At 64.6% G+C, this 25,531-nt stretch carries 34 protein-coding genes; 15 read left to right on the top strand and 19 right to left on the bottom strand.

The genetic code is table 11. The features are described 5' to 3' along the window. Positions 1 to 66 precede the first annotated feature (66 nt). Positions 67 to 615, top strand: a complete 549-nt coding sequence (gene thpR, locus KUV65_RS11375) for an RNA 2',3'-cyclic phosphodiesterase (RefSeq protein ID WP_222190708.1) — start codon at positions 67 to 69, stop codon at positions 613 to 615. Here thpR and recO read toward each other — a convergent pair. Continuing rightward, the gene (recO, locus tag KUV65_RS11370) at positions 588 to 1,328 is read right to left on the bottom strand and encodes a DNA repair protein RecO (protein WP_222190706.1); all 741 of its coding nucleotides are present in this window, start codon (positions 1,326 to 1,328) and stop codon (positions 588 to 590) included. The genes thpR and recO overlap by 28 nt on opposite strands. 64 nt (positions 1,329 to 1,392) lie before the next feature. Here recO and KUV65_RS11365 point away from each other — a divergent pair, with 64 nt between their 5' ends. Then, a complete protein-coding gene (locus tag KUV65_RS11365; protein ID WP_222190704.1) occupies positions 1,393 to 2,010 on the top strand; it encodes a Pr6Pr family membrane protein in 618 nt (205 codons plus the stop codon). Here the strand turns inward: KUV65_RS11365 and KUV65_RS11360 are convergent. Continuing rightward, a complete protein-coding gene (locus KUV65_RS11360) occupies positions 2,007 to 2,336 on the bottom strand; it encodes a DUF1491 family protein (RefSeq protein WP_222190702.1) in 330 nt (109 codons plus the stop codon). The two genes, KUV65_RS11365 and KUV65_RS11360, sit on opposite strands and share 4 nt — an antisense overlap. Positions 2,337 to 2,341: 5 nt before the next feature. Continuing rightward, complete coding sequence (era, locus tag KUV65_RS11355) at positions 2,342 to 3,292, bottom strand: GTPase Era (RefSeq protein ID WP_374107071.1); 951 nt, start codon at positions 3,290 to 3,292, stop codon at positions 2,342 to 2,344. Between the two features lie 86 nt (positions 3,293 to 3,378). Here era and argC point away from each other — a divergent pair, with 86 nt between their 5' ends. After that, the gene (gene argC / locus KUV65_RS11350) at positions 3,379 to 4,293 is read left to right on the top strand and encodes an N-acetyl-gamma-glutamyl-phosphate reductase (protein WP_222190698.1); all 915 of its coding nucleotides are present in this window, start codon (positions 3,379 to 3,381) and stop codon (positions 4,291 to 4,293) included. Between the two features lie 6 nt (positions 4,294 to 4,299). On the opposite strand, the gene rnc is transcribed toward argC, so the two are convergent. The 8 genes from rnc to folK all read right to left on the bottom strand — a co-directional run bounded on the left by rnc (position 4,300) and on the right by folK (position 11,118). Continuing rightward, positions 4,300 to 4,986 carry a ribonuclease III gene (gene rnc / locus KUV65_RS11345; RefSeq protein ID WP_222191268.1) on the bottom strand — a complete coding sequence of 229 codons (687 nt, stop codon included), beginning with the start codon at positions 4,984 to 4,986 and terminating at the stop codon, positions 4,300 to 4,302. A gap of 2 nt (positions 4,987 to 4,988) precedes the next feature. After that, entirely contained in the window at positions 4,989 to 5,777 is a 789-nt protein-coding gene (gene lepB, locus KUV65_RS11340; RefSeq protein WP_222190696.1) for a signal peptidase I, read from the bottom strand. 85 nt (positions 5,778 to 5,862) lie between these two features. After that, a complete protein-coding gene (gene acpS, locus KUV65_RS11335; RefSeq protein WP_222190695.1) occupies positions 5,863 to 6,315 on the bottom strand; it encodes a holo-ACP synthase in 453 nt (150 codons plus the stop codon). A 140-nt stretch (positions 6,316 to 6,455) separates the two neighbouring features. Next, entirely contained in the window at positions 6,456 to 7,202 is a 747-nt protein-coding gene (locus KUV65_RS11330; RefSeq protein ID WP_222190693.1) for a pyridoxine 5'-phosphate synthase, read from the bottom strand. 1 nt (position 7,203) lies between these two features. Next, on the bottom strand, positions 7,204 to 7,800 hold the full coding sequence (locus tag KUV65_RS11325) for a DUF2062 domain-containing protein (protein ID WP_222190691.1): 597 nt from the start codon (positions 7,798 to 7,800) through the stop codon (positions 7,204 to 7,206). A gap of 108 nt (positions 7,801 to 7,908) precedes the next feature. After that, a complete protein-coding gene (locus KUV65_RS11320) occupies positions 7,909 to 10,032 on the bottom strand; it encodes a RelA/SpoT family protein (protein WP_222190689.1) in 2,124 nt (707 codons plus the stop codon). A 42-nt stretch (positions 10,033 to 10,074) separates the two neighbouring features. Further along, positions 10,075 to 10,428: a DNA-directed RNA polymerase subunit omega gene (gene rpoZ, locus KUV65_RS11315; protein WP_222190687.1), complete on the bottom strand. Its 354-nt coding sequence runs from the start codon at positions 10,426 to 10,428 to the stop codon at positions 10,075 to 10,077. Between the two features lie 75 nt (positions 10,429 to 10,503). Beyond that, entirely contained in the window at positions 10,504 to 11,118 is a 615-nt protein-coding gene (gene folK, locus KUV65_RS11310; RefSeq protein ID WP_222190685.1) for a 2-amino-4-hydroxy-6-hydroxymethyldihydropteridine diphosphokinase, read from the bottom strand. Between the two features lie 292 nt (positions 11,119 to 11,410). Here folK and KUV65_RS11305 point away from each other — a divergent pair, with 292 nt between their 5' ends. From KUV65_RS11305 to KUV65_RS11280, 6 genes are all read left to right on the top strand, one after another. Beyond that, positions 11,411 to 11,983, top strand: a complete 573-nt coding sequence (locus KUV65_RS11305) for a LabA-like NYN domain-containing protein (protein WP_222190683.1) — start codon at positions 11,411 to 11,413, stop codon at positions 11,981 to 11,983. A 173-nt stretch (positions 11,984 to 12,156) separates the two neighbouring features. Beyond that, complete coding sequence (gene ispH / locus KUV65_RS11300) at positions 12,157 to 13,107, top strand: 4-hydroxy-3-methylbut-2-enyl diphosphate reductase (RefSeq protein ID WP_222190681.1); 951 nt, start codon at positions 12,157 to 12,159, stop codon at positions 13,105 to 13,107. 8 nt (positions 13,108 to 13,115) lie between these two features. Next, a complete protein-coding gene (locus KUV65_RS11295) occupies positions 13,116 to 13,727 on the top strand; it encodes a LysE family translocator (protein WP_222191267.1) in 612 nt (203 codons plus the stop codon). Positions 13,728 to 13,769: 42 nt separating this feature from the next. Then, positions 13,770 to 14,225 (top strand): DUF3429 domain-containing protein, encoded by a 456-nt coding sequence (locus KUV65_RS11290; RefSeq protein WP_222190679.1) that lies wholly within the window; start codon positions 13,770 to 13,772, stop codon positions 14,223 to 14,225. 33 nt (positions 14,226 to 14,258) lie between these two features. Continuing rightward, positions 14,259 to 14,708, top strand: a complete 450-nt coding sequence (gene rnhA / locus KUV65_RS11285) for a ribonuclease HI (protein WP_222190677.1) — start codon at positions 14,259 to 14,261, stop codon at positions 14,706 to 14,708. Further along, positions 14,705 to 15,328 (top strand): trimeric intracellular cation channel family protein, encoded by a 624-nt coding sequence (locus tag KUV65_RS11280; protein WP_222190675.1) that lies wholly within the window; start codon positions 14,705 to 14,707, stop codon positions 15,326 to 15,328. Before rnhA ends, KUV65_RS11280 begins: the two co-directional genes overlap by 4 nt. 56 nt (positions 15,329 to 15,384) lie before the next feature. Here the strand turns inward: KUV65_RS11280 and KUV65_RS11275 are convergent, their stop codons facing one another. The 4 genes from KUV65_RS11275 to argH all read right to left on the bottom strand — a co-directional run bounded on the left by KUV65_RS11275 (position 15,385) and on the right by argH (position 18,610). Further along, positions 15,385 to 16,410, bottom strand: coding sequence for a DUF1627 domain-containing protein (locus tag KUV65_RS11275; RefSeq protein WP_222190673.1), 1,026 nt, complete (start codon positions 16,408 to 16,410; stop codon positions 15,385 to 15,387). Between the two features lie 61 nt (positions 16,411 to 16,471). Further along, positions 16,472 to 16,939, bottom strand: coding sequence for a transcription elongation factor GreA (gene greA, locus KUV65_RS11270; protein ID WP_222190671.1), 468 nt, complete (start codon positions 16,937 to 16,939; stop codon positions 16,472 to 16,474). 133 nt (positions 16,940 to 17,072) lie between these two features. After that, complete coding sequence (locus tag KUV65_RS11265) at positions 17,073 to 17,222, bottom strand: hypothetical protein (protein ID WP_222190670.1); 150 nt, start codon at positions 17,220 to 17,222, stop codon at positions 17,073 to 17,075. Then, positions 17,219 to 18,610: an argininosuccinate lyase gene (gene argH, locus KUV65_RS11260; RefSeq protein WP_222190667.1), complete on the bottom strand. Its 1,392-nt coding sequence runs from the start codon at positions 18,608 to 18,610 to the stop codon at positions 17,219 to 17,221. The genes KUV65_RS11265 and argH overlap by 4 nt, the downstream gene beginning before the upstream one ends. A gap of 30 nt (positions 18,611 to 18,640) precedes the next feature. On the opposite strand from argH, the gene KUV65_RS11255 reads away from it, so the two are divergent. Continuing rightward, on the top strand, positions 18,641 to 19,195 hold the full coding sequence (locus KUV65_RS11255) for a TlpA family protein disulfide reductase (RefSeq protein WP_222190666.1): 555 nt from the start codon (positions 18,641 to 18,643) through the stop codon (positions 19,193 to 19,195). Positions 19,196 to 19,246: 51 nt separating this feature from the next. Here the strand turns inward: KUV65_RS11255 and KUV65_RS11250 are convergent, their stop codons facing one another. Then, complete coding sequence (locus KUV65_RS11250) at positions 19,247 to 19,840, bottom strand: DNA-3-methyladenine glycosylase I (protein ID WP_222190664.1); 594 nt, start codon at positions 19,838 to 19,840, stop codon at positions 19,247 to 19,249. 81 nt (positions 19,841 to 19,921) lie between these two features. Here KUV65_RS11250 and KUV65_RS11245 point away from each other — a divergent pair, with 81 nt between their 5' ends. The 5 genes from KUV65_RS11245 to phbB all read left to right on the top strand — a co-directional run bounded on the left by KUV65_RS11245 (position 19,922) and on the right by phbB (position 23,766). Beyond that, positions 19,922 to 20,764: an EAL domain-containing protein gene (locus KUV65_RS11245; RefSeq protein ID WP_222190655.1), complete on the top strand. Its 843-nt coding sequence runs from the start codon at positions 19,922 to 19,924 to the stop codon at positions 20,762 to 20,764. A gap of 159 nt (positions 20,765 to 20,923) precedes the next feature. Beyond that, positions 20,924 to 22,099, top strand: coding sequence for an acetyl-CoA C-acetyltransferase (locus KUV65_RS11240; RefSeq protein ID WP_222190653.1), 1,176 nt, complete (start codon positions 20,924 to 20,926; stop codon positions 22,097 to 22,099). Between the two features lie 43 nt (positions 22,100 to 22,142). Next, the gene (locus tag KUV65_RS11235) at positions 22,143 to 22,826 is read left to right on the top strand and encodes a patatin-like phospholipase family protein (RefSeq protein ID WP_222190651.1); all 684 of its coding nucleotides are present in this window, start codon (positions 22,143 to 22,145) and stop codon (positions 22,824 to 22,826) included. Between the two features lie 12 nt (positions 22,827 to 22,838). Continuing rightward, on the top strand, positions 22,839 to 22,970 hold the full coding sequence (locus KUV65_RS18115; protein ID WP_261331736.1) for a hypothetical protein: 132 nt from the start codon (positions 22,839 to 22,841) through the stop codon (positions 22,968 to 22,970). Positions 22,971 to 23,043: 73 nt separating this feature from the next. Next, entirely contained in the window at positions 23,044 to 23,766 is a 723-nt protein-coding gene (gene phbB / locus KUV65_RS11230) for an acetoacetyl-CoA reductase (protein WP_222190650.1), read from the top strand. A 466-nt stretch (positions 23,767 to 24,232) separates the two neighbouring features. Here the strand turns inward: phbB and KUV65_RS11225 are convergent, their stop codons facing one another. The 3 genes from KUV65_RS11225 to KUV65_RS11215 form a co-directional block, all read right to left on the bottom strand. Then, positions 24,233 to 24,397, bottom strand: coding sequence for a YdcH family protein (locus KUV65_RS11225; protein WP_222190648.1), 165 nt, complete (start codon positions 24,395 to 24,397; stop codon positions 24,233 to 24,235). A 126-nt stretch (positions 24,398 to 24,523) separates the two neighbouring features. Continuing rightward, positions 24,524 to 25,261, bottom strand: a complete 738-nt coding sequence (locus KUV65_RS11220; RefSeq protein WP_222190646.1) for a tRNA1(Val) (adenine(37)-N6)-methyltransferase — start codon at positions 25,259 to 25,261, stop codon at positions 24,524 to 24,526. Next, positions 25,258 to 25,473, bottom strand: a complete 216-nt coding sequence (locus tag KUV65_RS11215) for a putative signal transducing protein (protein ID WP_222190643.1) — start codon at positions 25,471 to 25,473, stop codon at positions 25,258 to 25,260. Before KUV65_RS11215 ends, KUV65_RS11220 begins: the two co-directional genes overlap by 4 nt. Positions 25,474 to 25,531 lie beyond the last annotated feature (58 nt).

Below are 25,531 nucleotides of genomic sequence, written 5' to 3'. Positions count from 1 at the left end.
GAGAGTTTTCTTGCCAAGATGAAGGGGCGGGTTGCGCAAAAGCATCCCGCCCCGTTTCCTATGGTCATGCGCGCCTTCATCGCCCTGCCCATCCCTGAAGAGACCACTGCCGCCCTGGCGCGGCTGCAATCTGCCTTGCCGGTGGGAAAGGCCGTGCCGGAGGAGAACCTGCACCTGACGCTGGCCTTCGTGGGCGAGGTCAGCGAGGCGACGCTGGAAGAGATCGACATGGGCCTGTCCGGCTTGCACTGGCCCGCGGTCGAGATCGTGTTCGACGGGTTGGATTCCTTCACCGAGATGGAGCGCGGGCTGGTTTTCGCCGCCGTGCGTCACACGCAAGCGCTGGACGGGTTGCAGGCCAAGGTGGCGGCGGTCGCGCGCGCGGCAGGTGTGGACCTTCCGCGGCGGCGGTTCCGGCCGCATGTGACCTTGATGCGATCCAATCGGCGGCCAAGGGGCCCAGCGCGGGATCGGCTGGCCGCGCAACTGGGGGCTAGGGCGGCCATTCCGGGTTTTGTCGCCCGCGACGTCGTTCTCTTCGGATCGACCCTCACCCCGGCGGGCGCGATCCACGAGGCGCTTGCGTCCTATCCGTTGATGGGGCCCCCGGCCTGACGGGCCAGGAGATCGACAAGCCGTTGGCGGGCTGCGGGCAAGGGTTTGTCGCCCAGGGACGGCGCCAGGTGATGGGCGAGGAAGTGACCGGTCGTTTTGAGACCGTCCAGCAGGTCGCCCGCGCCAGTCACCGGGCCACCGGACAGGCAGCGGGGAAAGGGCAGCAGGCGGTCGGCCCAGTCGCCCGCCCCTTCCTTGGAGACCGCGCGGCCCGTGCGGGGCGAGATGAAGGCAAGATCCTCGTTCGTGCCGGTCACGGCGCAGGCATCGAGGGACAGGCCAAAGCCCATCTCGTCGAGCAGCGCCAGTTCCCAGCCGAGATAGGCCTCGGCCCAGCGCTCGGCCCCGAGCCCGTCGAGCAGCGCCGCGGTGCGGGCATAGAGCGCGGGATGCGCCTCGCGCTCGGGCAGGCAGAAGGACAGGAGGGCACAGACCGCGCCGAGCCCGGCCAGCGACAGGCGGTCGCCCATCGCGTCGGCAGCACGTGAGGTCGTGAGCTCCACCTTGTAACTGCCGATATGATCGGAAAGCCGCGCGCGCCATGTGGCGTCGAGTTGCGCACCCGGTTGCAGCAGGGGCGCAAGCTTGCGCGAGGCCCCGCCGGGCACCACGCCGAGATGGCGGCCATGGGCCTCGGTGAACAGCTCGATGATGGCGGCACTTTCGCCATGCCGCCGCACCGTCAGCAGGATCCCGTCCGCACGCCATTCCATGCGGGCACTATCCGGCGGGGCGTGCGGCTTGTCCATGGCGGGGGCGCATGGCAGGGTCTTGCGCATGTTCCCGACCCTGCCCCGCCCGGCCCGCAGGCGTGCCCTGCTGATTGCCCTCATCGCGTGGTTGGCGCTGTTGGCGCAGTGGGTTTTCCTTGTCGATTATCGCGGCACGGGCCCGGTGGCGACGCTGGTCGAGATGGCACGGTTCTTCACCATCCTGACCACGGCGCTGACGGTCGTCACCTTCGCGACGGTGAATTTCCGCAAGATCAAGGGGGTTGGAGCGCCGTGGCTGGCGGCGCTGACCCTGTCGGAACTGGCGCTGGCGGTCGTCTATCATGCGCTGCTGACCGATCTGTGGAACCCGCAGGGTATCGGCTGGTGGGCCGATATCGGGCTGCACGCGGTCGTTCCGGCGGCGGTGGGGCTTTGGTGGCTGTTCGACGCGCCGAAGCGGGCACTGGAATGGGCCGATCTGCCGATCTTCATCCTGTGGCCAAGCGTCTACGGGGCCTATGCCTTGGGAATGGCGACACGCGACGCGTTTTACCCCTACCCGTTCATGGATGTCCCGGCCCTTGGCCCATGGGCGGTGGCAGCGACGCTGGGGATGTTGTTGGTCGGCTTGTTGCTGGCCGGGGTGATCTTCATCGCGATCGGCCGCTACGCGGATCGCTAGGACAGGCCCGGTTCGTCCAGCAGGTGCCGGCCTGTGCGATCCTCGACCTCGATCACCCAGAGGTCCGGGTCGAACTCTCGCTGGCGGGCGATGGCCGCGTCGACGGCGGATTCCTCGCCTTCGGCGAGCACGACCCACGCCCGGTCACCGGTCGCCAGGTCGAAACTGCGCTGGAACGCGCGCGCGCTGCCGTCGAGCGTGTTGAGCTTGACCAGCACCGCGCCAGCGGTGTCGTCGCCATGGGAGACGACGAAAGCCGGGATATCGGCAAGCCGCAACCGCGCGAGATAGGCATGCACCCAGAACTCGGCCGTCAGCCGCGCCATTCGCGTCAGTTCCCGTCGCGGAAATCGAGACCCATTTCGGAATAGCGCTCGGCCTCTTCCAACCAGTTGGGACGCACCTTGACCTGCAAGAAGAGGTGCACCTTGCGCCCGAGGAATTCTTCCAGTTCCTCGCGCGCAGCCTTGGAGACGGCCTTGATCGTCTCGCCGCCCTTGCCCAGCAGGATGCCCTTGTGCCCATCGCGCGCGACATAGACCACCTGGTCGATCCGGGCGGAGCCGTCCTTGCGTTCCTCCCAGCTTTCGGTCTCGACGGTCAGCTGGTAGGGCAATTCCTGGTGCAGGCGCAGGGTCAGCTTTTCGCGGGTCATCTCGGCGGCGATCATGCGCATGGGCAGATCGGCAATCTGGTCCTCGGGGTAGAGCCACGGACCCTCGGGCATCGCCCCGGCCAGCCATTTGCGCAGGTCGGCCACGCCATAGCCTTTCTCGGCGGAAATCAGGTAGGTCTCCTCGAAGGGGAAGGCCGCGTTCATCTCCTCGGTCAGCTTCAACAACACCGGCGCCTCGACCCGGTCGATCTTGTTGATGGCGAGCGCGACCCGCCGGCCCTGTGCCTTGTCCTTGAGCGTGTCGATAATGGCATCGACGCCCTCGGTCTTGCCGCGATGCGCCTCGATCAGAAGGACGATCACGTCGGCATCGGCGGCACCAGTCCAGGCGGCGGCGACCATCGCGCGATCGAGCCTGCGGCGCGGACGGAAGAGACCGGGCGTATCGACGAAGACGATCTGGCTCTCGCCCTCTATCGCGACGCCGCGGATACGGGCGCGGGTGGTCTGCACCTTGTGCGTGACGATCGACACCTTCGCCCCGACCATGCGGTTCAGAAGCGTGGACTTGCCCGCATTGGGCTCTCCGATCAGGGCGACGAATCCGGCGCGGGTGGTCATGCTGTGCTGCTCCGACGTGGGGTTTGGCCGTGGGCCATAGCCCATCCCGCGGCGCTTGGCTACAAGTGACAGTTGAGGCGCCCCTCGTCAGCGGGCATAGGTTAGCGCGAAACAGACAGGGGACCGGGTCCATGACAGCGAAAGTGTTCATCGACGGCGAGGTGGGAACCACCGGCTTGCAGATCCGGGCGCGGTTGGAACCGCGCGAGGATATCACGCTGATCTCGCTGCCCGAGGAACAGCGCAAGTCAAGGCTGGCGCGCCTGTCGGCCTTTGCCGAGGCGGATGTGGCCATCCTGTGCCTGCCCGATGCCGCCGTGCACGAGATCAAGCCCGACCTCGATGCGCAGCCCTGCCGCGTGATCGACGCTTCGACCGCGCACCGGGTCGATCCCGACTGGGCCTACGGCTTTGCCGAGATGTCGCCCGAGGCGCGGGAGCGGATCGCATCGGCGAAATACGTCTCCAACCCCGGCTGTTACCCGACCGGCGCCATCGGGTTGATCCGTCCGCTGGTTGCAGCCGGCCTGTTGCCCGCCGATGCGGCGCTGACGATCAACGCCATTTCCGGCTATACCGGCGGCGGCAAATCCCTGATCGCGGAATTCGAGGATGGCACGGCATCGGGCAGCTTCGTCTATGCCACCGGGCAGGCGCACAAGCATCTGCCCGAGATGCAGGTGCATTCGGGCCTCGAAAAACGCCCGATCTTCGTGCCATCCGTCGGCCAGTTCGCGCAGGGCATGATCGTGCAGGTGCCATGGCATGGCGCGCCGGGCTTCGCTGCCGAGGCCCTGGAGGCGCTGGCCGCGCATTACGACGGCTCGCCCTTCGTCTCGGTGGTCGAGCGCGAAGCATTGGGCGACCGGATCGACCCGCGCCGCCTGAACGACACCAACCGCATGGAACTGACCGTGGATGGCGACCCCGAGACCGGGGCGACGGTGCTGATCGCGGTGCTGGACAACCTTGGCAAGGGCGCCTCCGGGGCGGCGGTTCAGAACCTCAACATCATGCTGGGGCTGGACGAAACGCTGGGCCTTTGAGGCGGGTCAGTCGCCTTTGCTCAACCGCTCCATCAGCGCGCGCGCGGCGGCCTGTTCGGCTTGCCGTTTCACGCGCGCCTCGGCACGGGCGGTCTCGCCCGAATCCATGCGCACCTCGACCGTGAAGACCGGGGCGTGATCGGGGCCTGTCCGGTCCAGCTCGACATAACGGGGCGGCGTCTGACCGCGCGCCTGCGCCCATTCCTGCAACGTCGTCTTGGGATCGCGCGCATCCTCGGCCACGCGGTCGAGGCGATCGCCCCAGAGCCGCAACACCACATCGCGCGCCACGTCGAACCCGGCATCGAGGTAGATGGCGGCGATCACCGCCTCCATCGCATCCCCCAGAAGCGCCGTCTTGCGCCGGCCACCCGTGGTCATCTCGGATTTGCCAAGCCGCAGGACCGCGCCAAGGTCGATCTCGCGCGCCACCTCGGCACAGGCTTCCTTGCGGACGAGCGCGTTGAAGCGCGGCGCAAGCTGCCCTTCCTTGGCTGCTCTGTCGCGCTTGAGCACGGCCTCGGCCATGACAAGGCCAAGGACCCTGTCCCCCAGGAATTCAAGGCGCTGATTGTCCGGGCGCGTGGGCGAGGACAGCGAGGAATGGGTCAGCGCGCGCAGGATCAGATCGGGGTCTTGGAACTGGTGCCCCACCCGCTCGCAGAAGGCCGAAATCTCGCGCGACAGCGCCATGGTCAATCGATCCGGTGGAAGAAGCGGTCAGACCGCCATGTCCAGAAATAGATCATGCGCTGCCCGGCGGAAGAGAAGATCACGCGATCCGCCCGGCCAAGCAGGTTTTCGAACGGGACGAAGCCGACACCGCCGACCGATTGCGGAAAGCGCGAGTCGATGGAGTTGTCGCGGTTGTCGCCCATCACGAAGTAGTGCCCCTCGGGCACGACGTATTCCGGCGTGTTGTCGCCGCGCGTGCCATCCTGGATGTTCAGGACGGAGTGGCTGACACCGCCCGGCAGGGTTTCGGTCGCGGCCTCTTTCTCGCAGATTGCGCCTTCGCCGACAGGGGCGTTGGAACAGCGCGGCAGATGGCCGATGGGGCCCTGGCGTTCGTAAACCTCTTCGAAGGGCGCTTCGGGCGTCACCTCGACCGGGTCCCCGTTGATGTGCAAAAGCCCGTCGATCACCTGCACGCGGTCGCCGGGCAGGCCGATCACCCGCTTGATGAAATCCTCGCCATTCACCGGGTGGCGGAAGACGACGACATCGCCCCGCTCGGGCTCGCGCCCGAAAATGCGGCCATCGAAGGGACACATCGAGAACGGGCAGGAATGGCGCGAATAGCCGTAGGCCATCTTGTTGACGAACAGGAAATCCCCGATCAGCAGCGTGTCCTTCATCGACCCTGACGGGATCCAGAAGGGCTGAAAGAACAGGGTGCGAAACACGCCCGCAATCAGGAGCGCGTAGACGATGGTTTTCACCGTCTCCCAGATGCCGTCTTTCTTGGCGTTCGACGCTGCCATGGGTGTTGCCCTTTCGCTGCCTGCCTCTCGTCGTTCTGGCGGGTTCATGCGGGTCGCGCGAGCGCGAGTCAAGCAAGCCCGCCCGCTAGGACAAACGGCGGCGGCTGACCGGGCCGATTTGCGGGCGCTTGTCGGCTTCTTCCTCGGGCAGGGCCTCGATCACGACATAGGCCTGTGCCCAGGGGTGATCGTCGGTCAGGCTGACATGGATGACGGCGCTATGGCCATCGGGCGTCATCTGCTCCAACCGCTCCTTGGCCCAGCCCGTGACCTCCATCACCGGCTGACCGGATTGCAGGTTGGTGACCGCCATGTCGCGCCACGCGATCCCCATGCGCAGGCCGGTGCCCAAGGCCTTTGAACAGGCCTCCTTGGCGGCCCAGCGCTTGGCATAGGTAGAGGCGGGGTCTTTCATCCGCTCGGCCCGGGTCTGTTCGGTCACGGTGAACACGCGGTTGCGAAACCGGTCGCCGAACCGGTCGAGGGCCTTTTGAATCCGCTCGATATTCGCGAGGTCGGTGCCGATGCCGAGGATCATGGGGCGTCTCTTGTCACGGTCTTCTGAAGTTCACGAGCGGCGCGCGGTGACACCGATGACGGATCAAAGGACCCGCCGTCGGCGAAGCCGGTTCTGGGGAATGTCGGCACGTGTGATCTCCGGGTCTGGATCGGCGGCAATCAGGTGCGCGCAGCCTCCATCATTCGGCGCATTTCCGCAATGGCAGCCGGCAAGCCGACAAACACCGCCTCGCCGATCAGGAAATGCCCGATGTTGAGTTCTTTCACCTCGGGCAATTCGGCGACGGGCGTGACCGTGTCATAGGTCAAGCCGTGCCCCATATGGACCTCGAGCCCGAGGTCCGCGGCCTGTTTCGCCCCGTCGATCAGGCGGGCGAGCTCCGCATCCCGTGCAGCAAAATCGCCATCGGCATGATGGTCGCAATAGGCGCCGGTATGCAGCTCGATCACGGGCGCGCCGATACGATGCGCCGCCTCGATCTGGGCCGGGTCCGGCGCGATGAACAGCGACACGCGGATCCCGGCCTCGCGCAGCGGCGCGATGAAATCGGCCAAGCGGTTCTGGTCTGCCGCCACTTCTAGGCCACCCTCGGTCGTACGCTCTTCGCGGCGTTCGGGCACGATACAGGCGGCGTGCGGGCGGTGGGCCAGCGCGATTTTCTGCATCTCGTCAGTGGCGGCCATCTCGAAGTTCAGCGGGATCGAGATCGCCTGCATGATCGCGTCGATATCGGCGTCGCGAATGTGCCGGCGATCCTCGCGCAGATGGGCGGTGATCCCGTCCGCCCCGGCCTCTTGCGCCATGACGGCCGCACGGACCGGGTCAGGCACCGCGCCGCCACGGGCATTCCGAAGCGTGGCCACATGGTCAATGTTGACGCCCAGTCTCAGTTCGCGCTCGCTCATCTCAACCCCTTTCGACCTCAGCCTGACGACTAAGTTTTTCCATCTTCTGCCGCAGCTTGGCCGCGCGCCGTTTCTGGTATGCGCGGATCACCGTAACGCTGATGTAATAGCAGGTCAGGGCACAGATAAGGCCGGGCGCGATCCCGCCCACCATCCACGGGAAGAATACATCGTTATAGAAGATCCGCAGGTCACCCCAATGCGCCTGTGCCGGGGTGAAAACAGCGATCATGTTGTGCCACAGATCACCCGCTGCGCCGCCGAACTTGGCAAAGATCGATTCGTCGACTTCGCCCCTTGGGCTAGTGCCCAGGAAGAAATGACCTGTCTGCAACGAAATGATCGCGATCGGCACATAGGTCAGCGGGTTGCCCAGGAAGGTCGCGAGGAGCGCGGCGAGGATCGAGCCGCGCATGACCTTGGCCAGCAAGGCCGCCACGAAGAAGTGCAGGCCGAAAAACGGCGTGAAGATCGTGAAGGCCCCGGCAAAGACGCCGCGGGCAATCTGTTCGGGTGTTCCCGGAAGGCGGCGCACACGGTGCTGCACATACTGGAAGGCCCGGCCCCAGCCGCCACGGGGCCAGAACGCCTCGACCATGAGCCTTGGCCACGACCTTGGGTCTCGCCTCTTGAAGACCAAGACGCCCTTCCTCTCCTTCTCGGACCCGCGACACGTCGCAAGACCGTCTCTTGCCCGCGCACCCCGTCAGGGGCGGCGGTCGAGGTCCCTCACGCGCGCCATGTTGGCCACGTCGCTATCGGCTTCGACCGCCATCATCACCGCGTGAAGATGCTCGGCATCCCGCACTTCCACGTCGACAAGGATACGGTAGAAATCCGGTTTGCGATCAATGAAATGCAGATCCGAGATATTTGCGTTCTGTTCACCGATCAATGTGCAGATGCGCCCCAACGTGCCCTTTTGGTGCGAGAGGGTGACATCGAGGGTCACATTATGCGTGGGCGCATGCCGGCCTTCGGTCCAATGTAGATCGATCCAGCGCTCGGGCGTGTCGTCGAAATCGGCCAGCGCCTCGCAATCGATGGCGTGCACGATCGGGCCCTTGCCGGGATAGGTGATGCCGACGATGCGTTCGCCGGGCACGGGCTGGCAGCATTGCGCGCGGCGCGTCTCGGCGCCCGGTGGCAAGCCGATCACCGCGCGGCGTTCCTCGATCTCGCCGCCGATATCGTCGTTGACCAACTCGGGGTAGAGGGTCGAGACCACCTGCCGCGCCGACAGTTCGGCCGAGCCGATGCGCGCCAGAACCTCGTCGGCTTCCTTGAGGTTCAGCATCTTAGCGGCAGTCGTCAGCGCCTTTTCGGTGGCGCGCTTGTTGATCTGCTCGAAGGCGACGCGGGCCAGTTCGCGCCCCAGCTTGATGTAGCGTTCGCGATCGACCTCGCGCAGGTTGCGCCGGATTGCGGCTTTGGCCCGGCCCGTCGCCACGATGTCGAGCCAGGTCGCCTGTGGCGTCTGCCCCTCGGCGGTGATGATCTCGACCGATTGGCCGTTCTTCAGCCGCGTCCAGAGCGGCACGCGCAGCCCGTCGACCTTGGCGCCCACGCAGCTATGCCCGATGCGGGTGTGGATCGAATAGGCGAAATCGATGGGCGTCGCCCCCTTGGGGAGTTTGACCACATCGCCCTTGGGCGTGAAGCAGAACACCTGGTCGGAATACATCTCGAGCTTCACATGCTCGAGGAACTCGTCGTGATCCTCGGCATTCTCGAACCGCTCGGTCAGGCTTTCGAGCCACTTCGCCGGATCGACGGCGAAGGGGTTCTGCGCCCGCACCCCGTCGCGGTAGGACCAGTGCGCGGCCACGCCTGCCTCGGCCACCTCATGCATCTGCCGGGTGCGGATCTGCACCTCGACCCGCTTGCCGTCACGACCGGACACCGTCGTGTGGATCGAGCGATAGCCGTTCGATTTCGGCTGGCTGATGTAATCCTTGAACCGGGTCGGCACCGCGCGCCAGCGCTGGTGGATCGCGCCCAGAACGCGGTAGCAGTCATCCTCGGTCTCGGTGATGACGCGGAAGCCGTAAATGTCCGACAGCCGCGAAAAGGCGAGCTGCTTTTCCTGCATCTTGCGCCAGATCGAGAACGGCTTTTTCGCGCGCCCGAAGACGTCGGCCTTCACACCATGTTTTTCGAGGACCGTCTCGATATCCTCGGTGATCTTGGGGATGACGTCGCCGGTTTCCTTCTGCAGCGTGATGAACCGGCGGATGATCGAGGCGCGCGCCTCGGGGTTCAGGACGCGGAAGGCGAGGTCTTCCAACTCCTCGCGCATCCATTGCATCCCCATGCGACCGGCCAGCGGTGCATAGATGTCCATGGTTTCATGCGCCTTCTTCGCCTGCTTCTCGGGCGGCATGTGGCGGATGGTGCGCATATTGTGCAGACGGTCCGCCAGCTTGACCAGGATCACGCGCAGATCCTTGGACATGGCCATGAACAGCTTGCGAAAATTCTCGGCCTGCTTGGTCTCGCGACTGGAGAGTTCGAGGTTCGTCAGCTTGGTGACGCCATCCACCAGTTCGGCCACGTCGCGCCCGAATTTTTCGGCCACTTCGGCATAGGTGCCCTTGGTGTCCTCGATCGTGTCATGAAGCAGCGCCGTCGCAATGGTCGCGTCATCCAGCCGCTGTTCCGTCAGGATGGCCGCGACCGCGACGGGATGCGTGAAATAGGGCTCGCCGGAATGGCGCGTCTGCCCCTCATGCATCTTCTTGGCATAGTCGTAGGCGCCGCGAATCAGCGCCTCGTTGGTCTTTGGATTGTAATTCTTGACCAGACTGAGCAGGTCGTCGGCGTCGATCATGACCGGGTCGTCATCCCCACCAACGCCGGGGGCACCGGCGGGTTACTTCTGCCCCTGCGCTTCCATCAAGGCGCGCAGCATCTGCTCTTCGTCCATGTCGTTGTCGGCCGGACGATCACGTTCCACACCTTGCAGAAGCGCCATGGCGTCTTCTTCGGGTTCATCGACCTCGATCTGGGTCTGGTGGCTTTCGATCAGACGCTCGCGCAGGTCCTCGGCGCTTTGCGTCTCTTCTGCGATCTCGCGCAGGGCAACGACGGGGTTCTTGTCGTTGTCGCGGTCGACGGTCAGCGCCGCGCCCGAGGCGATTTCGCGCGCCCGATGCGAGGCGAGCATCACCAGTTCGAACCGGTTCGGTACCTTGTCAACGCAGTCTTCAACCGTCACGCGGGCCATGGAGCACTCCGACCTTGCTTGGGATAATCTCGAACGGCTTACATAAAGGCGTCGCGGCCTATTGACAACCGCAATTCACGTGATCGCCGTGACGGCGTCCAGTTCATCCGCCGGGAGCGCCTCGGCCAACTCGAGCGCGGTCCGGTCCAGCGCCGGATGCCGCCATGAGGGCGCGAAAAACGCCATCGGTTTCAAGACGAAGGCGCGTTCCTGCATGGCCGGATGTGGGACGACAAGCCCCTCGTCTGTCAGGACCCGGTCGAAAGGCGCTTTCGCGCGGAGGGCCGCATGCCGTGCGGGATCAGGCAGGATCTTTCCCCCGATCGCGACGATGTCGATATCAATCGCACGGGGCGCCCATCGTCCGGCGGCCCGGTCCTTTTCGCGGTTGAACTCGGCCTCGATGCCAAACGCATTCGCCACGAAACGAAAGGTATCAACGGCCCGCACGGCCAGCACCGCGTTGACATAGTCAGGGCCATTGCCGGCAGGATAGGCCGGGCTGCTGTAAAGCGTACCGCCATGGAGAACGTCATCCGCCAAGCCCCTCAACCGTTCCGTCGCGTGACGCACCGATTCGGCAGCCGCCCCGAAAGGGCCGGGCAGGTTCGCGCCCAACCCGACAAAGACCGTGGTGTCGGCGTTGGAAATCTCGGCCGACAACGGAGTAGCATCGATGGGAAGCGGCATGAGGGCAATCCGGCAGGACACAAACGGCCCGGCCTTATGACAGCGGCAGCAAGATGATTGCAATCTCATCTCTCTGGCATGGCCAGTTCGCAGGCCTTGGGGCAGGAGGATTTCCGCCGCCGTGCCTGGCGTGCGGCAGCGGAACTATGCGGACGTAACGTTCATTAGGACCCTCGGCCTTGCGTCTGTTTCTCAAATGCCTATTTTCCGTCCATTCACGCCACGCGGGGCGCCGGCTTCACTCACCGGCGGGGACACCACCGTGGGTCACATTCGCAATAGGATATTTGCAATGTTCTATCGGGACGAGCGCTTGGCGCTTTTCATCGACGGCTCCAATCTCTACGCGGCCGCCAAAGCTCTCAACTTCGACATCGATTACAAACTGCTGCGGCAGGAGTTCATGCAGCGGGGCAAATTGCTGCGGGCCTTCTACTACACCGCGCTTCTGGAAAACGATGACTACTCGCCGATCCGGCCGCTGGTCGATTGGCTCCACTACAACGGTTTCACCATGGTCACGAAGCCCGCCAAGGAGTTCACCGACTCCACCGGCCGCCGCAAGGTGAAGGGCAACATGGACATCGAACTGGCCGTGGACGCGATGGAAATGGCCGAGCATGTGGACCACATCGTCCTGTTCTCGGGCGATGGCGATTTCCGGCCGCTGGTCGAGGCGGTGCAACGCAAGGGCGTGCGCGTGTCGGTGGTTTCGACCATCCGCAGCCAGCCGCCGATGATCGCCGACGACCTGCGCCGCCAGGCCGACAATTTCATCGAGCTGGACGAGCTCAAGGAAGTGATCGGCCGCCCGCCGCGCGAACCCCGCCCCGAGCGCGAAGAGGAAGAGCTTGAGGTCGATTGAGCCCGAGCTTTCATCGCCAAGACATGAGACACCCGCCCCGGCGGGTGTTTTCCTTTTCGGAACCGGCGCCCCCGCGTCAGTCTGCATCGCATCCCCGGGCTGGACGGGCACCGCGCCTGCCTTTACCTCTGGACCAAAGAAAACCGGACCGTTCGCCGCCGAAGGGCCAGACCATGACCAAGCCGCCACTGACCATCTACCTTGCTGCGCCGCGCGGGTTCTGCGCCGGCGTGGATCGCGCCATCAAGATCGTGGAAATGGCGCTGCAGAAATGGGGCGCCCCCGTCTACGTGCGGCACGAAATCGTGCATAACAAGTTCGTCGTGGACGACCTGCGCGAGAAAGGCGCCGTCTTCGTCGAGGAACTGGACGAGTGCCCCCTTGATCGGCCCGTGATCTTCTCGGCCCATGGCGTGCCCAAATCCGTGCCGGCCGAGGCCGCGCGCCGCGAGATGGTCTATGTCGACGCCACCTGCCCGCTTGTGTCCAAGGTCCATATCGAGGCCGCGCGTCACCATGAAAATGGCCTTCAGATGATCATGATCGGTCACGAGGGCCATCCCGAGACGATCGGCACCATGGGTCAACTGCCCGAGGGCGAGGTCCTGCTGGTCGAGACGGTCGACGACGTCGCCACGGTCGAGGTGCGCGACCCCGATCAGCTGGCCTTCGTCACGCAGACGACCCTGTCGCTGGATGACACCGCCGATATCGTGGCGGCGCTGAAGGAACGCTTCCCCAACATCGTCGGCCCGCACAAGGAAGACATCTGTTACGCCACGACCAACCGTCAGGAAGCCGTGAAGGCGATGGCGCCCAAGGCCGACGCGATGCTGGTGGTCGGCGCGCCGAATTCGTCGAACTCCAAGCGTTTGGTCGAAGTGGGCGCGCGCGCCGGATGCGACTATGCGCAACTGGTGCAGCGGGCGACCGATATCGACTGGCGCGCGTTGGAAGGCATCGCCACGCTGGGCATCACCGCCGGGGCCAGTGCCCCCGAGATTCTTGTGCACGAGGTGATCGACGCGTTTCGCGACCGCTACGACGTGACGGTCGAACTGGTCGAGACCGCCAAGGAAAACGTCGAGTTCAAGGTGCCGCGCGTCCTGCGCGTACCTGCGTAACCTCAGTGATCTCGGCACAATTCCTTCTCACCGCTTTTGTCGTCGTGATCGCGCCGGGCAACGGCGTCATCTACACGCTTGCCGTCGGCTTGGGCCGTGGGCGCATCCCGTCGATCCGGGCGGCGCTTGGCTGCACCTTCGGGATCGTACCGCACCTTCTGGCGGCGACACTTGGGCTGGCCGCCGTGCTGCATACCTCGGCCGTGCTGTTCAACATCGTGAAATTCGCGGGCGTGGCTTACCTGCTTTACCTCGCCTGGAGCGCGCTGCGATCGGGCGGGGCGCTCAGGGTCGAGCCGAGAACCGAGGCCGAACCGGGCTTTGCCGTGGCGCGCCGCGGGGCGCTCATCAACATCCTGAACCCCAAGCTGTCGATCTTTTTCCTGTCTCTTCTAACGCCCTTTCTCAGCGGCACCCCCGCGACAGTCACGTTTGAAACGCTGCTCCTTGGCGGGGCTTTCATGGCCATGACCTTCGTGGTGTTTGTCCTTTACGGCCTGTTCGCCGCCGCCGCGCGGGACTGGATCCTCGGCTCGGCCAAGGTCATGTCCTGGCTCAATCGCAGCTTCGCGGCGATCTTCGCGCTCCTTGCGGGCCGGCTTGCCCTCGAACGCGCCTGAGGGGCCTTGCCCCGCGCCGCGCGGAGGGGCAGATAACGGGTCATGACGCGCATACCCACCACTCCGCTTCTACTGGGCCTTGCTGGCCTGATCCCCTTCATCTGGGGCGCGATCACCAGCATCCGCCCCGATCTGGCCTCGCTGTCGTCGATCATCCTGCCGCCGCGCCTGAACGGGCCGGTTCTGATGCAGGTCTATGGGTTGACGATCCTCAGCTTCATGGCGGGCGTGATCTGGGGCTTCGCTGCCAGGACGGACGGGCGGAAAGCGACCCTTTTCTACGCGCTGTCCGTTTTGCCGCCGATCTGGGGGTTCCTGACGGCCTCGGGTCCGACCGAGCCCGCGCTTTACGCCCTGATCGCCGGGTTCGTGGTCCTTCTACCGATCGACTGGTCAGCCGCACGCAACGGGGCCGCCCCGTCCTGGTGGATGAACCTGCGCCTCCTGCTGACCGCGGTCGTCGTGATCTGCCTGATCGTCGGGGCTCTTGCAGCGTGATGGCCCCCGGTCCCCGCAGGAAAGAGCGCCGCCATGGCTGAGCTTTACGCCTATACCGACGGCGCGTGTTCCGGAAACCCGGGACCGGGCGGCTGGGGTGCGCTCTTGCAGGCCAGGGAGGGCGAGACCGTCCTCAAGGAGCGCGAGTTGAAGGGGGGCGAGGCGCAGACCACCAACAACCGCATGGAACTGCTGGCCGCGATCTCTGCGCTTGAGGCGCTGGAACGCCCTTCGACCATCACGGTCGTGACCGACAGCGCCTATGTGAAGGGCGGAATCACCGCCTGGCTGTACAGCTGGAAGAAGAACGGCTGGAAGACGTCGACCAGGAAACCGGTGAAGAACGAGGATCTCTGGCGACGCCTGGACGAGGCTGCGCGCCGCCATGACGTGACCTGGGAATGGGTCAAGGGCCATGCGGGCCACCCGGAAAACGAACGCGCCGACGAATTGGCGCGGGCGGGCATGAAGCCGTTCAAATGACGACCGTTCTCGCGCTCGACTATGCCTCGGCGCTCATCTTTGCGCTGTCGGGCGCGCTGGCGGCGAGCCGGGCGCAACTCGACCTTGTCGGCTTTGCCTTTCTCGCGTCGCTCACCGCGATTGGCGGCGGCACCGTTCGCGACGTTCTGCTGGACCGCAACCCGGTGTTCTGGATGGCCGACCCCACGCCATTGGCCATCGCCTGCGGGGCGGCGGTTGTCGTTTTCTTTACCGCGCACCTGTTGGAAAGCCGCCAGACGGTCCTGACATGGCTGGACGCGCTGGCCTTGCCCATCGCGGTCGCGGCCGGCGTCCGGGCGGCGACCGAACTGGATCAGAGCGTGCCGATCGTCCTGTTGATGGGGGTGGCGACCGGGTGCTTCGGGGGACTGTTGCGCGACATCGTCTCGAACGAGGTGCCGCTCCTGATCCGGCCGGGAAAACTCTACGTGACCGCTGCGCTGGCAGGGGCGGGCACGGCACTCCTCTCGGCGGGCCTGACCAGCAACCCATTGGTGCCTGTCCTTGCCTGTATCGCGGTCACGTTTGTCTTGCGGGCGGGGTCATTGGCGTATGGTTGGCGGCTACCGGCTTACAAACCAAGACCCCCGAGGTCCTGATCGGACCGCGCCGCCATCGAGCCGAAAATCCTTCCGGAAGGATTTTCGGCCAAGCCTCAATCGAAGGTGCCCGTCACGCGGCCCAGGAGCATGAAGGCGCGCGCCGTCCGGGTATCGGCAAGCCGCGCGATTTCCTCGTCGCTGGCGTTCTTCTCGAACTCCATGAAGGTGCGGTCGAAGTGGCGCAGGAAATGGTGCGCGGCATCTCGGAACACGGGGTCTTTCTTCATGCGTCCTGCCGCCAGAACCAGCGACGAGCGGTCGTGGATACCTCCGAGCGCCGCGATCGCACGGCCACGCTCGCCCTGGGCGAAGCGCCGCCAGAACTCGGGGCGCGACCGGTCCGGGCGCAGGTCGTCCATGTAGATCCCGTCCTGGCTGAGCAGGGTGAGAACATCCTGGCTGGCCCGAATCAGGCGCTCCGTGCCGCGATCTTCGAGGGCGCGGCGCAGTGTTCGGAAGCCTTCCTTGTCGTGTTCGTTCTCGGGAAAGTTCAACGCCTTGATGAAATCGGCGACCGAGATCGGCTCGCGATCCGTGTTTTGCGCCATGGCGAGCGCCAGCGCGGGTTGGGGTGTGTCCTCGCCGTCGTCCAGCGGGGCCACCGCGGCGCGGGTTTCTGCCGGGGTGGTTGAGCGCATCGAGGTGAAGGTTGCGGGCCCCGCGCCCGCTGCTGCGGCCGCTTCCTGGTTTGCGACGAGTTCGTCAAGCTTCCGAACGAGATCGGGCCGGATGTCGAAAGCCTGCTTCTGCTGCTGCTCGACGTAGGAGGCGCGCATGGCATCGATCGAGGCCTGCAGGCGCGTTGCCTCGTGGCGCAGCGCGCGGGCCGTTCGGGCGGCCATCGCGGCCACCCAGATCAGGGCGACCGGCAGCAGGACGGCCAGCACCGAGAGCACCATCCCCGCGATACCGGCGCTCCCTTCGGCCGCGTCGCCGCGGAAGCCGAACACCACGACCGCCGCAAGCCAGATCAGCGACAGGATCGCCGCCACGATCTCGACGAGCGTGATACGCCCCTCGGGTTCGCCGCGCGCATATAGCCCGAGGTCGAGGGTCGTGGGCTTGCTGTCATCAGACATGGGGCGGCTATGACCTCGGCACGGGCACAAACGGCGTGGGCTGGATCATCCGTGCGCCAGATCAGACGTAAGAGATCTTGAGGATCTCGTAATCCTTGCTGCCACCCGGCGTCCTGACCTCGACGGTATCGCCCTCCTCCTTGCCGATCAAGGCGCGGGCAAGCGGGGACTTGATGTTGAGGAGCGCCTTCTCGATGTCGGCCTCGGCCTCGCCCACGATCTGGTAGGTCTTCTCGTTATCGTCCTCGTCCACAAGGACGACGGTGGCGCCGAACTTGATGGGTCCCGACAGCGTCTTGGGGTCGATGACCTGGGCAAGGCCCAACATCCCTTCGAGTTCCTTGATGCGCCCTTCGATGAAAGACTGCTTTTCGCGGGCCGAGTGATACTCGGCATTCTCGGACAGATCGCCATGCTCGCGCGCTTCGGCGATCGCACGGATGATGGCCGGACGCTCGACCGAGCGCAGCTGCTTCAACTCGTCATTCAGGGCCTTGTGGCCCGCGGGGGTCATCGGGATCTTTTCCATGGGACCTGTACTATCGGGTGAATTTGTTCTCGGTCGTTCGCAGCGATTGAAGGACCGTAAGGCCGTTATGCCGCGCGTTCAACCGCGATGATGGGGACCGGGCAAAGCCGATGCAAGGGGCGTTGGGACCGTTTCAGAAGTTGCCCGAGACGCCGACCTCGACCGTTCCGGATATGGCGATGCCGGGTTCGGCCCGGTCAGGTGTTTCGGGTTCGCCATCGGCCCCGCACCCGGCCAGAAGCGCGGTCACCGCCGCGATCATCAGGGTCAGTCGAAACGTCATGCCAGCTTCTCCTTCCAGCGGGCGATCTGGGCGCGGACCTGTTCGGGCGCCGTGCCACCGTAGGACATGCGGGAGGCAACCGAATTGTGCACACCCAACACGTCGAACACGCCCTCGGTGATCCCCGCGCTGACGCCCTGCATCTCCTCCAGCGTAAGGTCGGGCAGATCACAGCCCTTGTCCTCGGCCAGTTTCACGAGGGCGCCGGTCACATGATGCGCGTCACGAAACGGCATGTCCAGTTCGCGCACAAGCCAGTCGGCCAGATCGGTCGCGGTGGAAAACCCGCTGGCGGCCGCGGCCTCGAGCGCGGGGCGGTTCGCGGTCATGTCGCTGACCATGCCTTCCATCGCGGCGAGCGCCAGCATCAGGTTGTCGGCAGCGTCGAAGACCTGTTCCTTGTCTTCCTGCATGTCCTTGGAATAGGCCAAGGGCAGGCCCTTCATCACCGTCAGAAGGGCCACGTTCGCCCCGAGGATACGGCCGATCTTGGCGCGGATAAGTTCGGCGGCGTCGGGGTTCTTTTTCTGCGGCATGATCGAAGAGCCGGTCGAGAACCTGTCGGACAGGGCGACGAAGCGGAACTGGGCCGAGGACCAGATCACAAGCTCTTCGGCAAAGCGCGACAGGTGCATGGCGCAGATCGTGGCCGACGACAGGAACTCAAGCGCGAAGTCGCGGTCGCTGACGGCATCGAGCGAGTTGGCGCAGGGTGCGTCGAACCCAAGCGCCTCGGCCGTCATGTGCCGGTCGATCGGAAAGGACGTGCCCGCCAGCGCGGCGGCGCCGAGGGGGCATTCGTTCATGCGGGTGCGCGCATCACGGAACCGACCCGCATCGCGACCGAACATCTCGACATAGGCCATCATGTGATGGCCCCAGGTGACGGGCTGCGCGGTTTGCAGATGGGTAAAGCCGGGCATGACCCAATCCGCACCGGCCTCGGCCTGCGCAAGAAGCGCGCGTTGCAGCGCTTCCAGCCCTGAAATGGCCGCGTCGATCTGGTCGCGCACCCAAAGGCGGAAATCGGTCGCCACCTGGTCATTGCGGGACCGGGCGGTGTGCAGACGGCCTGCGGGATCCCCGAGCAACTCCTTCAGCCGCGCCTCGACGTTCATGTGAATGTCTTCGAGCGCGGTCGAGAATTGAAACGTGCCCCCCTCGATCTCTGACAAAACGGTGAGCAGGCCTTCCCGGATCGCCTCTGCGTCGCTATCCCTCAAGATGCCCGTGGCCGCCAGCATGGCGGCATGGGCACGGGAGCCCTCGATGTCCTGTTTCGCAAGGCGTTTGTCGAACCCGATCGAGGCGTTGATCGCCTCCATGATCGCGTCCGGACCGGCGGCGAAGCGGCCGCCCCACATCGCGTTGGAGCCCGTATCAGACATGTTCTGTGACCCTTCGGAGGGAAAATTGAAATGATCCGCAGTCTTTGCGCGTCCGTGCTCTACATCGCCCTTGGCCTCGGTGCAAATGCCGCCGCCGCACAGGACTTGTCGGACTTGATCACCGGCGAGATGCGCGGCGTCGTGTTGCATGACGAACCGCAGGCCGTCTCCGAGGCGCCTTTCCTGACCGAAGACGAGACCGAAAGCACTTTCGCCGCTTTCGAAGGCCAGGTGATCGTCCTGAATTTCTGGGCCACGTGGTGTGCGCCCTGCCGCGAGGAAATGCCAGCCCTCAACGCGTTGCAGGAAACCTTGGGCAGCGAGGAGTTTCGCGTGGTCACGCTCGCCACGGGGCGCAACCCGCCTCAGGCGATCCGGCGCTTTTTCGAAGAAGAAGGGGTCACCGCCCTTCCGCAGTATCGCGACATCAACCAGCAGATCGCGCGGGAGATGGGCGTTTTCGGCCTGCCGATCACCGTTATCCTGAACCGCGACGGTCAAGAGATCGCGCGCCTGCGCGGCGATGCCGATTGGGCCAGCCCCGAGGCTATCGCCTTGATCGAGGCGTTGATCGCGGAAGGGTGAGCGGGCGTTTTCCTCGAGGAAAACGGCCGGAAAAACTCGCGTTTTTCCGCGTTACTTCTGCGGCATGGCGAGGGCCGCGACCTGCGGATGGCGCGGGCAGCCGACAAGGTGGTCGTTGACCATACCCGTTGCCTGCATCCACGCGTAAACGATGGTCGGCCCACAAAACCGGAACCCGGCCTTCTTCAAGTCCTTTGACATGCGTTCGGATAGGGGCGTGTAGGCGGGGACCTCGGCCAGCGTACGCCAATGGTTCTGGATCGGACTTTGGCCGACATAGGCCCACATCGCGTCGGCGAACCCGCCCTGCGCCTCCATCGCAAGGAACGCGCGGGCATTGCCGATGGTCGCTTCGATCTTGCCGCGATGGCGGATGATCCCCGGGTTGCCCAACAGCCGCGCGACCTCGGGCTCGCCCCATCCCGCGATCACCTCGGGATCGAACCCTTCGAACGCCTCGCGAAAGGCCTCGCGCTTGCGCAGGATGGTGATCCAGCTCAGCCCGGCCTGAAAACCGTCGAGGATCAGCTTTTCCCAAAGCGCGCGGCTATCGCGTTCCGGCACGCCCCACTCGGTGTCGTGATAGGCGACATAGAGGGGGTCGGTCCCGCACCAGCCGCAGCGCTCCGTCTCGTCCAGCCCCATCGGTTTATCCTTCAAATAAAAGCAAAAAGTGAAATTTCATCCTTCCTTAAGGGATGGCGGGCCATCACGTCCATGCAGATCATGAGACGAGGTGATGAGATGCGGCGCGAGCTGGCGGAACCGGGCATGGGCAGTCCCCTGGAGGCTGCCATCACCGAGCGCGATCGCGGGACATTGGCCATGGTCGAGCAGGCACTGGCCCGCGGGGATGCGATGTTGGCCTATCAGCCGGTTTTGCGCGCCGATGGCCGCCGTGTTGCGTTCTGGGAGGGGTTGATCCGCATCCTCGACGAGACCGGTCGCATCATTCCCGCGCGTGATTTCATGGGAGCGGTCGAAGACACCGACCTGGGGCGTCGAATCGATTGCGCTGCGCTGCAAGCCGGGTTGCACGCGCTGGTGGAAACACCCGATCTGCGCTTGTCGATCAACATGTCGGCCAGATCAGTCGGCTACCCGGGCTGGATGGCGACGCTGCGCAGATACCTCGAGCAGCACCCCGGCGCCGTCGAGCGGCTGATCCTGGAGATCACCGAAAGCTCGGCCATGCTGATGCCCGAGATCGTGGCCATCTTCATGGAGGAATTGCAGGACAAGGGCGTCACCTTTGCCCTGGATGACTTCGGCGCAGGCTACACGGCCTTTCGCCACCTCAAGCAGTTCTGCTTCGATATTCTGAAGATCGACGGGCAGTTCACGCGCCATATCGACCGGGACGCGGATAACCAGGTGCTGACCGAGGTGCTCATCTCGCTCGGTCGGCATTTCGACATGCTGGTCGTGTCCGAAGCCGTCGAAACCGAAGCAGAGGCCGCATGGTTGGCCAAAGCTGGCGTCGATTGCCTGCAAGGCTACTACTATGGGGCCCCGTCCCTGAACCCGCCCTGGCGCAAGGATGACGCGGCCGAGGCACGCCGTGCCTAAGCTGTCAGGCCGATGGCGCAGCTTTTGCGCGGAGGTTGCCCTTAGGACATACTGCCCGTTGTGTCGCGCTGGACCTAACTCTATCAATGCGTGTGAGACACGGAGGTCCCCCGTTCGGCAGGATGGCTTGGGGGGCGAGTTAGGAAGGAAAGGGATTCCATGACCAATGTCGTCATCGCCTCGGCCGCACGCACGCCCGTGGGCAGTTTCCTGGGGTCGTTCGCGAACACGCCCGCCCATGAGTTGGGGCGCGTCGTGCTGGAGGCCGTGGTCGAACGCGCTGGCGTCGACAAGGCCGAGATCAGCGAAACGATCCTTGGCCAAGTGCTGACCGCCGCGCAGGGCCAGAACCCCGCACGCCAGGCGCATATCAACGCGGGCTTCCCGCAGGAAAGCGCCGCCTGGGGCATCAACCAGGTCTGCGGCTCGGGCCTTCGCGCCGTGGCGCTTGGTGCGCAGCACATCATGCTGGGCGATGCGTCGATGGTCGTGGCCGGTGGGCAGGAAAACATGTCGATGAGCCCCCATGCCGCCGCGCTGCGCCAAGGCCAGAAGATGGGCGACATGAAATACGTCGACACCATGATCAAGGACGGGTTGTGGGACGCGTTCAACGGCTATCACATGGGCCAGACCGCCGAGAACGTCGCCGAGAAATGGCAGATCAGCCGCGAGCAACAGGACGAGTTCGCCGTTGCCAGCCAGAACAAGGCCGAGGCCGCGCAAAAGGAAGGCCGCTTCGCCGACGAGATCACCGCGGTGACCATCAAGACGCGCAAGGGCGATATCGTCGTCGACAACGACGAGTACATCCGTCACGGCGCCACGATGGAAGCAATGCAGAAGCTGCGCCCCGCCTTCACCAAGGACGGCACCGTGACAGCGGCCAACGCCTCGGGCCTGAATGACGGCGCGGCGGCGACCCTGCTCATGAGCGCCGACGACGCCGAAAAGCGCGGGATCGAACCGCTGGCGCGGATTGCCTCCTACGCGACGGCGGGCCTCGATCCGTCGATCATGGGCGTTGGTCCGATCTATGCCTCGCGCAAGGCGCTGGAAAAGGCCGGCTGGTCGGTCAACGACCTCGACCTCGTGGAAGCGAACGAAGCCTTCGCCGCGCAGGCCTGCGCCGTGAACAAGGACATGGGCTGGGATCCGGCGATCGTGAACGTGAACGGCGGCGCGATTGCCATCGGTCACCCGATCGGGGCGTCGGGCTGCCGCGTGTTGAACACGCTGCTGTTTGAAATGAAGCGTCGCGACGCCAAGAAGGGTCTTGCGACCCTGTGTATCGGTGGCGGCATGGGCGTGGCGCTGTGCGTCGAACGCCCCTGATCTCAGTCAAGGCAACGAACGGGCCCTCCGGGGCCCGTTTTTCATGATGCCGGACCTACCGGACCCGGAGCAGATCGTCTTTTCGGGCGGTGGCCTGCGGTGTTTTTGGCAGGGCGGGTTCCTGTCTCGCATCGGGCAGGAGCGGACGCTGACGCCACAGCGTATGACCGGCGTCAGCGGTGGCGCACTTGCCGGTGCGGCCTGGATCGCAGGTGTCGAAGAACGCTTGCTTGACGAGATGTGCAGCGCCTTCGAGGAACGGGATCACAATCTTGATCTCTTCGATGCCGATAGCGACGGAATCACCCCGCATCAGAAGATTTACTGCGATGTCGTCGCCCAGGTGATGGATCATGCGGCCTGCGCCAAGGTCGCGCAAGCTGCGCAATTCCAGATCCAGATTGCCCATCCGCCCGAAACGGGGCATCCGACGCTGACGGGCACCGCACTGGCCGCCGCCTACGAGGCCGAGTTGCACACCGTGAATTCCCCGCATTTCAGTTGGGCCGAGAAGCTGGGCCTTCAGGCCCATCTCGTGGATGCGAACGAGGCCGCGCGTCATGGGCGGCTGGTCGACCTGATCACGGCGGCTGCCGTCATCCCACCGGTTTTCGAACCGCCGCTATGGGACGGCAAACGCGTGGTCGATGGCGGCATGGCCGATCAAGCCCCCATGCCGGACCCGAACGAGGGCGTCACATGGGTGTTGCTGACTCGCCCCTATTAACGTCTGCCCGAGATGGAAAACCGGTTCTACATCTGGCCCAGCAATGAGACGCCCGCCGACAAGATCGATTTCACCGATCCCCGGAAACTGCGCGACACCTGGGATCTGGGCGTAAGTGACGCAGAAAACTGGCTTTCTGCATGAGCAACAATGTTGCGTTTGCGAGCGCAGCAATATAACAAAGTTTCCAATGAACAAAGCCAAAACGGAGGAGAACATGGCAAAAGTTGCGCTCGTCACCGGCGGCACCCGTGGAATCGGGGAAGCCATTTCCAAGGCGCTCAAAGCCGAGGGCTATGAGGTCGCTGCGACCTATGCCGGCAATGACGAGAAAGCCGCGAAGTTCACGGAAGAGACCGGGATCAAGACCTACAAGTGGAACGTGGCCGATTACGACTCCTCCAAGGAGGGTCTGGCAAAGGTCGAAGCCGATCTTGGCCCGATCGACGTGGTCGTCGCCAATGCCGGCATCACCCGTGACGCGCCCTTCCACAAGATGACCCCCGAACAGTGGCACGAAGTGATCGACACCAACCTGACCGGCGTCTTCAACACGGTGCACCCGCTCTGGCCCGGCATGCGCGAGCGCAAGTTCGGTCGCGTCATCGTCATCTCTTCGATCAACGGGCAGAAGGGCCAGTTCGCGCAGGTGAACTATGCCGCGACCAAGGCGGGCGACCTGGGCATCGTGAAATCGCTGGCCCAGGAAGGCGCACGCGCCGGCATCACGGCCAACGCGATCTGCCCCGGCTATATCGCGACCGAGATGGTCATGGCCGTGCCGGAAAAGGTGCGCGAATCGATCATCGCGCAGATCCCGGCGGGCCGCTTGGGTGAACCGGAAGAGATCGCGCGTTGCGTCGTCTTCCTCGCCTCGGATGATGCCGGCTTCATCAATGGCTCGACGATCTCGGCCAACGGGGCGCAGTTCTTCGTCTGACCGGATAGCATACCCAAAAAAGGAAAAAGGCCGGGTGGACGCCCGGCCTTTTTTCGCTTTCGACGATCTGTCGATCAGCCGCGGTGCGGATGAAAGATGCGCCCAACCAGACCGGCAACATATTTCGCGCGCTCGCGCTTGGCGCGGGCAACTACGTCATGGATATGCGTCTGAGAAGAGATCACGTACATCGGTGTCGTCCTTTCCAACAAAGGTCTTCACCTCCCCTGCCGACACAATTAGGTCAGCATGGGTTCCGCCACCAGATGAATGGCGGAAAGCCCGGTTTTCCAAAAATGCAATGCTTGACGGAGCCAAGGAAAACAAGGTCGCATTGCGGACCTTTGTATACCGTGGCGCAGGGTTTGTCCGGTTGCCGATAGCGCAATGGATTTCGCCCGGCACAAAGGCCGGCATCATACCAGGCGCGGCAGGCGGCGCGACCGTTGCGGCCGCGCCAGGCCGATCAGGCGTCGAGACGGCTGATTTCTTCTTTCAGGCGCAGCTTTTCCTTCTTGAGCGCGCGAATGGTGAGGTCGTCGGTGCCGGGACTGCGCTCAGCCTCTTCGACACGGGCAGAGAGAGTCGCATGTTTCTTCTTGAGTTCCTGAAGATGTGCACCAAGCGACATGGATAGTCCTCCTCTGACATGTGACATTCACATCACGAGTGCAGCACGGAATCCGAGTCGTGTCATCCCTTGCATTCGATTGGATTATGCTTAAGCGGCGGTCGCGCGGGCCAAGGCGCCCCAGTTTTATTGAAAATCTATGGAAGCGCCGTCTCTCAGCACCGCGGCGGCAAGCGCGGTATAGTCGTCGCCATCTGACAGATGATGCGGCTGTTCGTGTACCAGGAAAGGCGCCAGCAGCCTGAACGGGGCCTTCCCGCCCTTGCGCGCCCGGATCAGGACCCGCCCCGCAGACCGGCCCGCGCGCGATTGCACGGGCAGAACAGCGACGGAGCCGAAACCACGGGACAGGGCAGTCAGGCATTCGGGTAAACGCTCGGCCAGTTGGATCAAGCTCAGCCAACCCTTGGGCTTCAAGCGGGCGCGAGCGGTCTCGATCCACGCGGATAGGGGCGTATCCTCGCGAAACGCCCCCTCGCGGCCGACATCGCTGGCCGGGGTGCCATCCCCTTCGGCAAAATAGGGTGGGTTGGCCATGACATGGTCGAAACTGCGCGCGCGCAGATCCGGCGGCAAAGCGGTCAGATCGGCCTCGACCACGTCAAGCCCGTTGCGCCGCGCCAGATCGGCATAGGCGAGCTGACGCTCCACGCCCGAGATGTGCAGGCCTTCGACCCGCGCGCCGAGGCAAAGGGAAGCCACGCCAACCCCGCAGCCCAGTTCGAGGACCGCCTCCCCGGGCCTGGCCGGGCAAGCGGCCGCAAGAAACACAGGGTCCGTCCCCGCGCGATAGCCTTTCGCGGGCTGCCATGCCTGCACACGCCCGCCGAGAAACGCATCGCGGGTCAGGCCCGCTTCGCTCACTCTGTCACCGGAAGATCGTTGTCGCGCAGCGCCGCCCGGGCCATGTGCGCATCTTCGCGCCGGACCATCAGGCGGCGCGGCAAAACGCCTATGGAGCCTTCGAGGACGCTCATATGGACGTCCATCTCGAACACCTCTATACCCTCGCCCGACAACAGCGCCGAGGCAAAGGCGATCTGGGTCGGGTCGTTGCTGCGCATCACCTCAAGCATGTTTCGGCATGTAGGCCCCCTGCCCGCGCTTGTCGAGTGACACGGAAGGACTGGGCGC

Source organism: Maritalea mobilis, assembly GCF_019800885.1.
Lineage (GTDB): Bacteria > Pseudomonadota > Alphaproteobacteria > Rhodobacterales > Rhodobacteraceae > Roseibacterium > Roseibacterium beibuensis.
The sequence above is the reverse complement of the archived record's forward strand: the minus strand, read 5'-3'. Positions and strand labels throughout refer to the sequence as shown.